Here is an 11,150-nt window from a genome sequence, read left to right as displayed (position 1 = left end):
TATTATTGCTTCTGCTTTTTACGTTCTTCTTTGGCCAATCGAAAATCGGCTTCCACTTTTTTATTTAAACGCTTCTCAAGAATTTTACCGATTATATACAGCAGTATGATGACAAGGATGACAACCGCTGTCCGCACAGGCTGCGTAAATAAAGCGCGCAGGTCATAGCCTACAAACGAAATCGTAAATACCATAACAAACTTTCCGGCCATGACCGTCAGCAAGTAGTAATGTTTGCGGATATCCGACAAGCCTGCGACCAGGTTGACGAGGGCTGACGGTGTAAAAGGCAGGCACAGCAGCAAGAACAGCGGACCAAAGCCATTCCGCTCGACCCAATGAATCAGTTTTTGTACTTTTTCATGGCGCGTCATAAAGTTCATCAGCCGCGCCCGGCCATATTTGCGAACCAGCAAGAATACTGCATAGGCACCCAGGACTGAACCACTCCAGGATAATAGGAAGCCCAGCCACAGTCCATAAGCCGTTGCATTGGCAAAGACAAAGACGAACAACGGCAGAAACGGCAGAAAAGCTTCGATGAACGGCAGCAGGAAGCCGATCAACGGACCAAATGCCCGGTAGGACTGGGTCAATTCAACAATATTCTCCATGGAAAAAAAATCCGACATAAGCTCAGTCCTTTAAAATACAAAATTTTAATAAATGCTCTTCAAAACTAAAAAGCTTGTATGATATGCTATTATAATTACTTTACACTCTTTCACTGAGTTTGGAAAAGGAAATACCTATACATAAGGAGCGAAAAAAATGGGCGGACGTGAATTTTCAGCCGGCATAAAGGCCGGTACCAGTATAGCGATCGGCTATTTTCCGATAGCATTGACCTTTGGTTTGTTGGCCAAGACCACCGGCCTGTCACTGTGGGAAGCAACAGCGATGAGCATCTTTGTTTTTGCAGGAGCTGCCCAATACATCTCCTTGACTCTTATTACAGCAGGAGTCGCACCGGCGGTTATTGTTTTAAATACTTTTATCGTCAACATCCGGCATTTCCTTATGACCGCCTCACTCAATGAAAAGATGCAGCCGGATGACCGTTGGAAAAAAGCGCTTTATGCTTTCGGCATTACGGACGAATCTTTTTCAGTATTGGCTACTCAAAAAGGCAATAAATTGAGCACAGCTTTTGCAGCAGGTGTCATTGTCATCGCTTATGGAAGCTGGATTATCTTTACGGCAGTCGGCCACTTAATCGGGGCCAACCTGCCTCAATTTCTTCAGGCTTCCATGTCTATTGCGCTTTATGCCATGTTCGTCGGTTTATTGGTGCCCTCGATGCGGGGCAACCGCAAAGTAGTCAGCCTCGCAGTAATTGCCGGACTGGTCAATTCTTTCTTTTATTTTACCGAATGGCTGTCCACAGGCTGGGCCATTATGGTTTCGACTTTGGCTTCAGCGATTTTCATTGAATGGATTTCCCGGAAAGGTGTGAAAGCGTAATGGGTTCGTGGTATTGGTGGATGATACTTGGCATGGCCGTGGTGACTTATATCCCTCGTGCCATTCCGCTGACATTTTTGGAAGGCCGGGAGTTGCCAGAACCCGTTCAAAACGTCTTGCGTAATATTCCGTACGCCGTTTTAGGCGCGTTGATTTTTCCGGCGATCTTTTTTATTCAGGAAAATATCTGGTTTGGCGTCATCGGTGCCCTGGCAGCGTTTGGCATTGCTTTTACAGGTGCCAATGTGATGATCGTCGTACTCGGTTCTATCGCAGTGCTGGCAGTATTCAGTGTCTTTATTTAAATTTACAAAAAAAAAGCCGTTACTCATTTTCATGAGTTTCGGCTTTTTTCCTGCGATTGAACATTCTGGTAGAATACCAGAACCCGGCGGTAAGAGAAGCCGCATTCGCGACGAACAGCAGCCAGGTATGGGTATAACCCGCATAAACAGCAGCCGCAATCAGTGCCACAGTCAAAATCAATGCAACAATGTGGTTGAATGTAACTCTTGTGAATAAAATGACGAGCAATCCTGGTACCAGCAGCGACAGGAAAAATTTTGTTACCATTGATTCCATTTGGTTATCTCCTTAATTGACCACTAATAATCCCAATCGATGATGATCATGACGGAAAATAACATGCTGGCGCAAACGCACTTCCAAGTTGTGGTCCAGCACTTCTAAACGGCAATGTGCCGCATTGACCTGAATTGCTTCATACAGCTCCGACTCGTTTGCAATAGCAATACCGTTTACTTTGCGGATGACTTCTCCGCGCAGCAAGCCCATTTTATCAGCAGGCGAACCCGGCAGCACATCTACAATCATGACTCCTTGAGACTGCGGCGTAACGGCGTAATTGCCGCTGCGCTCTTTCAGTGCAAAATGAATCGAGATGGCGATGCGTCCAATCACTCCGACAGCCAGTGCAGCAATTGCCAATGGCTCCCACAATAAAGAAACCAAGCCGATTACCACAATACTGACTCCCAAAATTGAAACGGCTTTGCCAATTACCGGATAAAGATAAACCGGCAATGTCCGCTGAGAACGTCCCTGGAATCCGAAGATGAACGGGAACAAAATCAGCGAAAAGCTGGTTTCGCCAATCGGCAACTGTGGCCAATAGGGTGCATACGAATCAATTAACTCACCCGGCACCACCAATAAAATCGGCAATAGCCATAAGCGTTTTGAGATATAGGCTGCGGCTTTAAGGCCGCGACCCGATTTATGCAGACGTGGCGATGCTGCTTCCGCTGCAGCTTTATCGATCAGTTTGCCTTCGGCAAATACCAGCGCACCTGCAATAAGGGCGACGGGAATCAGCCATTGAAAAGCAAATTCTGTTCCTTCGAATCTGAACAACCCAAAATTCAAAGACCATTCATTAGCATTGAACAACCAGCTTACTCCAACAGCAGCTGCCGCTAAATAGATGAATGAACCGGCTTGATAAAAAGTCGTCGCCATCAATAGAATTGACACGATGCTTAAGGCAATCAGCCATCCGATCGGGACAACCAGTCCGATTCCTGCAAACAGCACAGAAAAAATGAGGGCATATAACCAGCCATCTTTTACAAGACGTTTAAATTCTGTCAGTCCATAGACAATCCGAATCCTGAAAATCTTGCGTTCTTTCTTTACTCGATAATATCCCAACAACACTGCAGCGAGCAATGCTATGTATAAAACCGGATTTACAAAAAATCTACCAATCGCGAATACTAAATCCATTATCACTGTACTTACACCATCCTATCGCCGGCAATTAACACTAACACTCATTGTACCAAACAAAACCGGCTTTCTGCACTTCTTTTTCAGTTAAACAAACGCTGCGCCTAATTGTTCTAAAATATCCTCAATGCCTTCAATTCCAGCCGATAGCCGAACGACTTGGCGGGTAACACCGATTTTTTCTTTTTCTTCTGCTGACAGCGCTCTGTGCGAAGTCCCATATGGATACGATACTGTCGTCTCTACGCCTGCCAAAGTCGGAACAATTTTTATCCAGCCGAGCGAAGAAAAGAACTCCGATACATCGACTGATTCTGGCAATTCAAATGATACAATGGCTCCTGCCCCCGGATACCAGACACGTGCTTTGCCTTCCAAAAATGCTGCAATCGCCTGTGCATTTTCCGTTTGTGTCTTCATTCGAAGAGCAAGGGTTTTAATGCCCCGAATGGTCAACCACGCTTCAAAAGGGCTTAAATTCAATCCGAGGTTCACCACCCGCTTTTCTGCAATGCCGATCAGTTCTGCATTCCCCACTAAAACTCCTGCTGTAACGTCGCTGTGGCCGCCAAGATACTTGGTCGCACTGTGAGCGACCAAATCCACTCCAAGTGAATAAGGGGTCGTTGTGTACGGTGTAGCAAAAGTATTATCAATCATAATCCGGACATCGTAAGTCGATTTCAACTGGCATAGAGCTTCAATATCTTCCACCCGCAAAAAAGGATTGGTGATTGATTCACTGAAAACCAGTTTGATTTCCGGCTTATCGATTAACAGTTGCTCGATTTCGCTGAAGTTCGAAAAATCAGCAAAATGGACCCCTATTCCCATCAGGACCAGTTCTTCTTTCAACAAGTGGAAGGTTCCCCCATAGACATCTTGAGCAGCCAAAATGTGATCACCTGCTTTAACCACTGACAAAATCCCAGCCAGAATTGCCGAAGTTCCCGATGATGCTGAAACACCTTTTGGAGCCATCTCCAAATCTGCTACAGTTTGCCCTAAAGCATCGGTATTCGGGTTAGCGGTCCGTGAATACAAATACGTGCCATTTCCTTCGTAGTAGCCTTCAAGCTCTTCCAAAGACGAAAAAGAAAACGCCGATGTTTGGTAAAGCGGCATAACTTTCGATTGAATCGTCCGTTCTTTCATTGTTGCGGTATGCACTGATTTTGTTTCGATTGATGTCATCGTTTCATCCCCTATTCCATATCTTCAACTAACTGTTCCATCATTGCCAAGTCCATGGGACCGACTATTTTATTCTGAACGCGCCCTTGCGTATCAATCATATATGAAGTCGGAATCGACACTGCTTGATAAGTCGAGCCAACATCGCCGTGTTCATCCATCGGAATGGCAAATTCCAATCCAAACTCCTCAACAAAATCCTCAATTTTTCCGAGTCCTCTGTCTTCAGTCGTTAAATTTACAGCCAAGATTATGACGTTTTCATCTTTTGCCTGTTCTTCAAAATAAGTTTGCATATGCGGCATTTCTGCTCTGCAGGGCGGACACCAGGTCGCCCAGAAATTCAGCATCACTTTTTGCCCCTGATAATCTGATAATCTCACTGCTTCGCCATCTAATGTGGTCAACTGAAAGTCGGGGGCTTGTTCGCCTTTAGCCAGCCCTTCGTCCGTTGGCAGAAAATCCACATTACTGCCGAGAGCCATATTATCGAGCGCTTCAGATTCCGCCATATTGTCCTGGACGGCTCCTATGATAACGATGGCCACCATAACAGCAAGAACCAATAAACCAATGATTTTTTTAGGCATCTGTTATTCACTCCATTCAACTTTCATCATACGATAAATAAGCCGGCTTGTTCCACTAAGTTTGTTGATATATGTGACAAAATGCCAGAACTCTTAAAAAAACAGCCGGCATTGGGATGCCGGCTGTTTTGAACTTATAATGAAATATAGCCCGCTGGATTGACCGCGTTCGTCCGTCCGCCGTTCCAAGGTCCAACATGGATTTCAAAATGCAGGTGATCGCCGAACGAACGTCCGGTATTCCCCATTCCGCCTATGTTTTGTCCCTGTGATACTTGTTGTCCGACTGAAACGCCAATCGAATTCAGGTGAGCATAAACCGTTGCATGCGTTTGTCCATTAATCGAATGGGTGATAATGACTACATTGCCATAACCGCCCATCGACCCGGCGTAGGAAACAAATCCGTTAGCCGCTGCGACAATAGCTGTGCCTTTGCTGTTGGCAATATCAACGCCCTGGTGGAACTCGGGTCCAGAACCGATATCACGCATGCCAAATTTAGAAGTGAAACGGCCAGCTGCCGGGCGGATAAACCCAGAACTAGCATTAACTGAAACTGCTGGCTCAGGTGCGCTATACGCTGGTGCCGGCGCTGGAGCAGGTGTTGGTGCAGGTGCACTCGGGGCAGCAGGAGCACTTGACGCCTGAGCTGCACTTGCCGCTTTTTGCGAAGCTGCTCTGTCTGCTTCCACTTTCTCAGCAGCAGCTTGCTCGGCTGCTGCACGTTCGGCTGCAACACGTTCAGCTGCTGCTTTTTCAGCCGCCGCTTTTTCGGCTGCCGCCCGCTCTGCTGCTAGTTTCCGCAAACGTTCTTCTTCAGCTTTTCTTGCCAATTCCGCAAGGCGCTCTTGTTCGTTAACAATTTTCGTTTCCAATTCTGCACTTACATCAATTGTTTCATCACGCTGCTGGACAAGTGTAGTTTTTTCTTTTGCCAAACGATCCTGCTCAGCGTTTAAATCCTCTACAAGACCGGCTTGCTGGGATTTTTGTCCATCCAGCGACTCTTTAAGATTTACAAGTTCTGCACGGCGTTCTTCTTGTCCCGCAAGTTTTTCTTCAACCAGCGCTTTTTGTTCGCCTAATAGCTTTTTATCTTCTGCTTGTTCATTCATAATTTCGCGATCTGCATCAATCAGCGTGTTCACTGCCGAAAAACGATCAATAAAATCAACAAAGCTATTGGCACCTAACAATACATCTATGTAATCAACCGAGCCTCCGCTCAGTTGAATCGCACGTGCACGTTCTTGAAGCAACTCTGTTCGTTCAGCGATTTTTCTTTCAAGTTCCTCAATAGATTCTTTCAGTTCATCAATTTCAACCATTGTCTGATCGATTTCACCTTGAACTCCATTGATTCTTGACTGGGTTTCCTGCATTTGGTTCTCCAGCTCCTGGATTTTAGCCATAATGGTTTCCAGTGTGGATTGGTTTTGATCCATTTCTGTGGATTTTTCACCAATGCCTGAATTCAATTCACTTTGTTTTTCTTCCACTTTTTGCTGCTCTTGCTGCAATTCACTTAATGTATCTGCGCTAGCTGTTGGAATCAACAAGGTTAACGCCAATACAGATGAAACACCAGTCAACAACCATTTCGACTTCGAGTTCAAGTTCGTGTTCCCCTTTCAGTTTACGCTCTTTTCTATCTGTCTATGTTTTCTCTATTTTATCCAGTGGTATAAGGTCTCTCAATAGTACCTGTAAACTGGAAATAAATCCATCTTATACCCGCAAAAACTTCCGGATCGACATAAAGCTTCCCCAAATGCCGATAAATACACCCATCATCAAGATCAAAGCACTTACCTGATAGATAAATGGTGTAAATTCAAGCAGCTGAAACAGCTCACCGGTTAAACGGGGTTGTGCAAAGTCGGTAATTTCTTTGTAGAGCAGTGCCACCAAGCCAATTGGAACGAGTGATCCCAGGATTCCCAGCCACATGCCTTCCAAAATAAACGGAATACGTACGAACCAATTGGTCGCTCCGACTAATTTCATAATTTCGATTTCACGGCGTCTTGCGACGATTGTGATGCGAATTGTATTGGAAATCAGGAACATTGCCGTAAACAACAGGGCCAGGATTAAAATCAATCCAACATATCTTCCGCCGTTCAAGAAATTAAAGAGCTTTTCTATTTTATCTTTGCCGTATTCCACATTTTCAATATTTTCTAAAGCTGCAATATCTGTGGCTACTTGTTCGGTTTGCTGCGGGTCAACTGCTTTTACATAAAAAACATCGAACAATGGATTGTTTTGTTCGAATAAGCTCAACTCATCACCGAAATCTAGGACCAGGTCAGTCAATTCTTCTTCTTTAGTTGAAAAGTTGGTCGATTCGACTCCGGGCAGCTCACTTATCTGAGATTCCAGATTCTGAACAGTTTCTTCTTCGGCATCCAAGGAGACGAATACCTTTATTTCCACATCGTTTTCGAGATCATCAGCCACTTTGTTTAAGTTCATCATAATGAGAACAGATACCCCGACCAGCAGCAGCGTTACCGTTACCGCACTTACAGAAGCAAATGTCATCCAGCTATTGCGCCCGATGCTTTTAAAGCTTTCTTTAAAATGGCGCACTAAAGTTCTAGCCTTCATAGCCGTAGTCACCTCCAGCTACATCACGGACAATCAATCCGCCTTCTATTGCAATTACGCGATGTCTCCGCGTATTAACGATTTGTTGATTGTGAGTCGCCATAATAATCGTAGTGCCCGCTTTATTGATGCGTTCGAACAGGTTCATAATGTCCCAGGCAGTATCGGGATCGAGATTTCCTGTCGGCTCATCTGCTATCATCACTTTTGGCATATTGACGATAGACCGTGCGATGGATACACGTTGCTGTTCTCCACCAGACAATTCTGTTGGGAACATTTTGGCTTTATGTTTTAATCCGACTAAATCCAATACTTCCATGACGCGCTTTTTAATGTCTGCAGGTTTTTCTTCGATGACTTCAAGTGCAAATGCCACATTTTCATAAACACTTAGCTTCGTCAGCAATTTAAAATCCTGAAACACCACACCGATCTGACGGCGAAGCATAGGTACTTTTCTGTTCTTCAATGTTGCTATGTCAATATCGTCGACGAACATTTGGCCAGAAGATGGCCGTTCTTCGCGATACATCATTTTAATGAATGTAGATTTCCCTGCACCACTTGGACCGACGATATAAACAAATTCACCTTGTTCGATTTCAACGTTGAGACCGTTCAAAGCAACAATGCCATTCGGATATTTTTTGTAAACATTCTTCATTTGGATCATTTTAATACCCACCTATTATTAATTGGCTCTCGCCAAATTATTTCCATAGAATTTTGCAGCAAGCTTATTATAACACCTTAAACATATATTTTTATTACATTTCTGTATCATTTGGAATTCAATCTGAATAATCTGAACTATAAGAAATTTTATTTTTACAGATATAAATCTATTATTCAAATTCCATATTATAACTTTCATACAATAGAAAAGTATCATTTTATCCTTTATCCAGCAAAAAAAATAAACCTGTTAATTAACAGGTTTATTTCATATTCGCTAAATACTCAGCTACGGCTGTCGCTTCATCGCCTTCAATAATGTTCGGCGGCATTGCACCTTGACCATTTTCGATGACCGAAAGAATTTCTTCTTGTGACAAGCGGGATCCTACATCATCTAAAGCTGGAAAATTCCCTGCCCCTTCCAGGTTCTCACCGTGGCAGGAAATACAATTTTGTTGAACAACTTGCTCAGCATCAACTTCAGCAGTTTCTTCTCCACCGTTTTCAGCAGGAGCTTCTTCAGGTTCTGTTGTTTCTTCTCCACCGTTTTCAGCAGGAGCTTCTTCAGGTTCTGTTGTTTCTCCACCGCCGCATGCGCCCAGTATAAGCGTTGCACCGAATAGCATTGCCATCAATTGCTTTTTCATCTGGTGACCTCCTCAGATCGATTGTTTCTTCCTATTAGAGTATACCAAAGTTAAGGCCTTTTAAAACCTTCGCCCAAAACTTCAGAGGCATCTGACACGATTACAAAAGCCGCTGGATCGATAAACTTAACTAATTGTTTCAGTCTTGTAAACTCAGTTTGAGGAATGACTACCATTAATAATGGCTTTTCAGTTCCTGAATAGCCACCTGTCGCCGCCAGCTCCGTTACGCCCCGGTCCACTTCTTCGTAAATAGCATCGCGAATTTCCATTTGTTTTGTAGTGATAATATAGACCAGTTTTGATTGGCCAAACCCAACCTGGACAAGATCGATGGTTTTGGTCGTCACATACAGGCCGATTAATGCGTAGAGCCCTTTTTCAATATCAAATACCAATGCGGCAGCTAAAACAATAAAGCCGTCAATCATCGCAACGCTGGTGCCAAGCGTCCATCCAGTATATTTTGTAATAATCTGTGCGGCAAGATCGGTTCCGCCGGTAGATGCCTTGCCCCGAAAAACAATGCCAAGCCCAAGACCCACCATAATCCCTCCGAATAACGCGCCGAGCAGCGGATCTCGCGTCCAAGGCTCCCATGATTCGGTCAAAAACACCACAAGAGGCAGAAATACTGTGCCGACTGCCGTTTTAATGCCAAAGTTTTTTCCTAATAAAATCAATCCTGCAATAAATAAAGGGATGTTGAAAGCCCATTGGACAAATGCCGGCTTCCATTCAAATAAACCCTTCAGTATCGTACTGATGCCGCTGACTCCACCCGACGCCACTTCGTTTGGCAATAATAATACGTTAAAGGAAATAGCTACTATAGCTGATCCAACGATTACGCTGGCATAGTCTACAAACAAAGTCAGCAGAGGATGCGGATCTTTGTGGAGACGCCGATTTTTTTTTGTCATTTGTTTTTCTTCCTCTTCTCTAATCTGCGGTTAAACCCTGTCAGAGTATACCAAACGCCCAAGGCTTTGTGAACTTCATCCGGATAAAGCAAAGCTTCACAGAATGGAAGAATCTAAAAAAGCCCGAAAGCAAATATGCTTTCGAGCTTCCTATACTTTTTTATTAATCCATTTTTGAACGCAGCAAGGAATTGATGAATCCATCAATATCGCCGTCCATCACAGCGCCTAAATTGCCGGTTTCGTAATTTGTGCGGTGATCTTTGACCATCGAATATGGATGGAATACGTAGGAACGAATTTGGCTTCCCCATCCGATTTCCTTTTGTTCTCCACGAATTTCAAGAAGGCGTGCTTCTTCTTCTTCTATTTTCAATGCATACAATTTAGCTTTCAGCATCTGCATCGCTTTTTCGCGGTTCTTGATTTGTGACCGTTCCTGCTGGCATGTGACGACAGCCCCTGTTGGAAGGTGAGTGATGCGGACAGCAGAATCTGTGGTGTTGATGTGCTGGCCACCCGCCCCGCTTGCCCGGTAGGTGTCGATTTTCAAATCTTCCGTACGGATGTCGATTTCAATTTCACCCGTAAATTCCGGCATTACTTCGCAGGAAACGAACGAAGTGTGGCGGCGTCCAGATGAATCGAACGGAGAAATCCGGACCAATCGGTGAACGCCCTTTTCCGCTTTCAAGTAACCATATGCATTGTGTCCACGAATCCCAAGCGTTACAGATTTGACACCGGCTTCGTCGCCTGCCAGATAATCTAGAGTCTCGACTTTAAAGCCGCGTTTTTCTGCCCATCGCGTATACATGCGCAGCAGCATCGAACACCAATCTTGGGATTCTGTTCCGCCTGCACCCGGATGCAATTCCAAAATGGCGTTGTTTTTATCGTATGGTTCGCTAAGAAGCATCGTCAATTCATAATCTGCAAGTTTTGAAATAAATTGCTTCATATCTTTGTCGACATCTTCATGCAGATCATCGTCGTCTTCTTCTCTTAATAACTCCAAAGACATTTCCATATTTTCCTGCGTGTCCATAAAATCGTAATAAGTATTAACGATTTCCTTTAAGCCATTCAATTCCGAAATAACCGTTTGCGCCGATTCCTGGTTGTTCCAAAAATCAGGGTCCAGCATCATTTCATCTAATTCCTGTATGCGGGATTCTTTGTTTTCTAAGTCAAAGAGACCCCCTAAAGTCCGCCAGTTTACTGGCTGATTTGTCAAGCTCGTTGCGGATGTCTGCTAATTCCATCATATGTTCCTCCTCAAAATA

At 44.3% G+C, this 11,150-nt stretch carries 13 protein-coding genes; 2 read left to right on the top strand and 11 right to left on the bottom strand.

The window, feature by feature from the left end; genetic code table 11:
- Window positions 1-2: 2 nt before the first annotated feature.
- Window positions 3-614 carry a TVP38/TMEM64 family protein gene (locus tag QOZ98_RS09165; protein WP_308787171.1) on the bottom strand — a complete coding sequence of 204 codons (612 nt, stop codon included), beginning with the start codon at window positions 612-614 and terminating at the stop codon, window positions 3-5.
- Between the two features lie 157 nt (window positions 615-771).
- Here QOZ98_RS09165 and QOZ98_RS09160 point away from each other — a divergent pair, with 157 nt between their 5' ends.
- The gene (locus QOZ98_RS09160) at window positions 772-1,464 is read left to right on the top strand and encodes an AzlC family ABC transporter permease (RefSeq protein WP_308787170.1); all 693 of its coding nucleotides are present in this window, start codon (window positions 772-774) and stop codon (window positions 1,462-1,464) included.
- Window positions 1,464-1,769 carry an AzlD domain-containing protein gene (locus QOZ98_RS09155; RefSeq protein WP_308787169.1) on the top strand — a complete coding sequence of 102 codons (306 nt, stop codon included), beginning with the start codon at window positions 1,464-1,466 and terminating at the stop codon, window positions 1,767-1,769. Before QOZ98_RS09160 ends, QOZ98_RS09155 begins: the two co-directional genes overlap by 1 nt.
- Window positions 1,770-1,788: 19 nt before the next feature.
- Here QOZ98_RS09155 and QOZ98_RS09150 read toward each other — a convergent pair whose 3' ends face one another.
- From QOZ98_RS09150 to prfB, 10 genes are all read right to left on the bottom strand, one after another.
- Complete coding sequence (locus QOZ98_RS09150) at window positions 1,789-2,046, bottom strand: CsbA family protein (RefSeq protein ID WP_142826092.1); 258 nt, start codon at window positions 2,044-2,046, stop codon at window positions 1,789-1,791.
- Window positions 2,047-2,058: 12 nt separating this feature from the next.
- A complete protein-coding gene (locus tag QOZ98_RS09145) occupies window positions 2,059-3,210 on the bottom strand; it encodes a PDZ domain-containing protein (protein ID WP_308787279.1) in 1,152 nt (383 codons plus the stop codon).
- A gap of 90 nt (window positions 3,211-3,300) precedes the next feature.
- Complete coding sequence (locus tag QOZ98_RS09140) at window positions 3,301-4,407, bottom strand: trans-sulfuration enzyme family protein (protein ID WP_308787168.1); 1,107 nt, start codon at window positions 4,405-4,407, stop codon at window positions 3,301-3,303.
- Window positions 4,408-4,418: 11 nt separating this feature from the next.
- On the bottom strand, window positions 4,419-4,997 hold the full coding sequence (locus QOZ98_RS09135; RefSeq protein ID WP_308787167.1) for a redoxin domain-containing protein: 579 nt from the start codon (window positions 4,995-4,997) through the stop codon (window positions 4,419-4,421).
- A 134-nt stretch (window positions 4,998-5,131) separates the two neighbouring features.
- On the bottom strand, window positions 5,132-6,616 hold the full coding sequence (locus tag QOZ98_RS09130) for a murein hydrolase activator EnvC family protein (protein WP_308787166.1): 1,485 nt from the start codon (window positions 6,614-6,616) through the stop codon (window positions 5,132-5,134).
- 112 nt (window positions 6,617-6,728) lie between these two features.
- Window positions 6,729-7,613 (bottom strand): permease-like cell division protein FtsX, encoded by an 885-nt coding sequence (gene ftsX / locus QOZ98_RS09125; RefSeq protein WP_142826088.1) that lies wholly within the window; start codon window positions 7,611-7,613, stop codon window positions 6,729-6,731.
- Window positions 7,603-8,289 (bottom strand): cell division ATP-binding protein FtsE, encoded by a 687-nt coding sequence (gene ftsE / locus QOZ98_RS09120; protein WP_142826087.1) that lies wholly within the window; start codon window positions 8,287-8,289, stop codon window positions 7,603-7,605. Before ftsE ends, ftsX begins: the two co-directional genes overlap by 11 nt.
- Before the next feature lie 265 nt (window positions 8,290-8,554).
- On the bottom strand, window positions 8,555-8,941 hold the full coding sequence (cccB, locus tag QOZ98_RS09115; protein ID WP_308787165.1) for a cytochrome c551: 387 nt from the start codon (window positions 8,939-8,941) through the stop codon (window positions 8,555-8,557).
- Between the two features lie 50 nt (window positions 8,942-8,991).
- Window positions 8,992-9,864 carry a YitT family protein gene (locus tag QOZ98_RS09110; RefSeq protein WP_308787164.1) on the bottom strand — a complete coding sequence of 291 codons (873 nt, stop codon included), beginning with the start codon at window positions 9,862-9,864 and terminating at the stop codon, window positions 8,992-8,994.
- Between the two features lie 163 nt (window positions 9,865-10,027).
- A protein-coding gene (gene prfB, locus QOZ98_RS09105) for a peptide chain release factor 2 (protein ID WP_308787278.1) occupies window positions 10,028-11,129 on the bottom strand; the annotation gives its coding sequence in 2 pieces (ribosomal slippage) (window positions 10,028-11,056 and window positions 11,058-11,129; 1,101 coding nt in all).
- Window positions 11,130-11,150: the final 21 nt, after the last annotated feature.

This window comes from Planomicrobium stackebrandtii (assembly GCF_030814955.1).
In the GTDB taxonomy this organism is placed as follows: domain Bacteria; phylum Bacillota; class Bacilli; order Bacillales_A; family Planococcaceae; genus Planococcus; species Planococcus stackebrandtii.
The sequence above is the reverse complement of the archived record's forward strand: the minus strand, read 5'-3'. Positions and strand labels throughout refer to the sequence as shown.

What these genes read in the sequence shown, in the direction of transcription:
- QOZ98_RS09165 (WP_308787171.1), bottom strand. Translation starts at nt 614, where the DNA reads ATGGAGAATATTGTTGAATTGACCCAGTCCTACCGGGCATTTGGTCCG.
- QOZ98_RS09160 (WP_308787170.1), top strand. Translation starts at nt 772, where the DNA reads ATGGGCGGACGTGAATTTTCAGCCGGCATAAAGGCCGGTACCAGTATA.
- QOZ98_RS09155 (WP_308787169.1), top strand. Translation starts at nt 1,464, where the DNA reads ATGGGTTCGTGGTATTGGTGGATGATACTTGGCATGGCCGTGGTGACT.
- QOZ98_RS09150 (WP_142826092.1), bottom strand. Translation starts at nt 2,046, where the DNA reads ATGGAATCAATGGTAACAAAATTTTTCCTGTCGCTGCTGGTACCAGGA.
- QOZ98_RS09145 (WP_308787279.1), bottom strand. Translation starts at nt 3,210, where the DNA reads ATGGATTTAGTATTCGCGATTGGTAGATTTTTTGTAAATCCGGTTTTA.
- QOZ98_RS09140 (WP_308787168.1), bottom strand. Translation starts at nt 4,407, where the DNA reads ATGACATCAATCGAAACAAAATCAGTGCATACCGCAACAATGAAAGAA.
- QOZ98_RS09135 (WP_308787167.1), bottom strand. Translation starts at nt 4,997, where the DNA reads ATGCCTAAAAAAATCATTGGTTTATTGGTTCTTGCTGTTATGGTGGCC.
- ftsX (WP_142826088.1), bottom strand. Translation starts at nt 7,613, where the DNA reads ATGAAGGCTAGAACTTTAGTGCGCCATTTTAAAGAAAGCTTTAAAAGC.
- ftsE (WP_142826087.1), bottom strand. Translation starts at nt 8,289, where the DNA reads ATGATCCAAATGAAGAATGTTTACAAAAAATATCCGAATGGCATTGTT.
- cccB (WP_308787165.1), bottom strand. Translation starts at nt 8,941, where the DNA reads ATGAAAAAGCAATTGATGGCAATGCTATTCGGTGCAACGCTTATACTG.
- QOZ98_RS09110 (WP_308787164.1), bottom strand. Translation starts at nt 9,864, where the DNA reads ATGACAAAAAAAAATCGGCGTCTCCACAAAGATCCGCATCCTCTGCTG.